Genomic DNA, 557 nt, shown 5'->3' with positions numbered 1-557 from the left:
CATCCTACACTGGGGCATGCAGGGGGGCGTGATCGCGGCGCTGGCGCTGGCCTGGTTGGCCGGCAGCGCCCTGCAACTGCAGCAAGCCGAATTGTGGACGCCGGGCGCTTACCTGATGCTCGGTGCGGCGGCTGCGTTGGTGGTCGCCGTATCAACCTGGCGGGCTGGCCGACGGGGCGGTGGCGCGGCGCTGTTGCTCGCCGCCTGCTTTGCGACCGCGTCGCTCGCGTGGGCTCAAGCCGGCCTGCGGGGCGGCGCGCGTGTCGCCGAAACGCTGCCGGCAGCGCTCGAAGGCCGCGACCTCATCGTCAGCGGCCGCATCATCCGCCTGCCGCAGGTCGACGCCGAGGGCCTGCACTTTCTCTTCGCGCCAGATGAGGCCCGCGGTGCCGACAACCAGCCCGTCACGCTGCCGCCGCGACTGTGGCTCGCGTGGCCACGCGAGGGTGCCGGCCCGCCACAGCGTGTGCTGGCAGGTGAGCGCTGGCAGCTGCCACTGCGCCTGAAGCGCCCGCATGGCGCGATGAACCCCGAAGGATTCGACGCCGAACTGTGGC

The 557-nt window shown here is 72.4% G+C and carries 1 protein-coding gene; it reads left to right on the top strand.

The genetic code is table 11. The features are described 5' to 3' along the window. Positions 1 to 16: 16 nt before the first annotated feature. Positions 17 to 557 (top strand): ComEC/Rec2 family competence protein (locus AC1DYI_RS38020; protein WP_477209211.1); only part of this gene is annotated, 541 nt, incomplete at its 3' end.

The sequence above is a fragment of the Ideonella sp. P3_A4 genome (assembly GCF_056403075.1).
This window is presented reverse-complemented; position numbering and strand designations above follow the sequence as displayed.